At 34.5% G+C, this 284-nt stretch carries 1 pseudogene; it reads right to left on the bottom strand.

From position 1 onward, the window contains the following. Positions 1 to 284 (bottom strand): annotated as a pseudogene (locus tag EZH24_RS13750) (hypothetical protein); the annotation flags it as partial.

Here is a 284-nt window from a genome sequence, read left to right as displayed (position 1 = left end):
TACTGGGTTCATATTTTTTATCATAAAATCACTAACTATTATTTCTCCAATTTCAGGTGCTAATATTGTACTGTCGCTGCAGTAAGCTAAATATTCAGGGGATAAATCCGCTATTATTTTTCCTCCCAACTGCAAACCCAATGCTAATTTACTATCTAAGAAATAAGCTTTAGTACCAACACCAAAACTTATTACAGGAGTATAAGAAACATTAATATACATATCAGCAAGTCCGTTTCCTGAAACCTGACCTGCAAATCCGCTTCCTACACCTAAAGAACCAA

Origin of the sequence: Brachyspira catarrhinii (assembly GCF_005518285.1) — a bacterium.
In the GTDB taxonomy this organism is placed as follows: Bacteria; Spirochaetota; Brachyspiria; order Brachyspirales; family Brachyspiraceae; genus Brachyspira; species Brachyspira catarrhinii.
The sequence above is the reverse complement of the archived record's forward strand: the minus strand, read 5'-3'. Positions and strand labels throughout refer to the sequence as shown.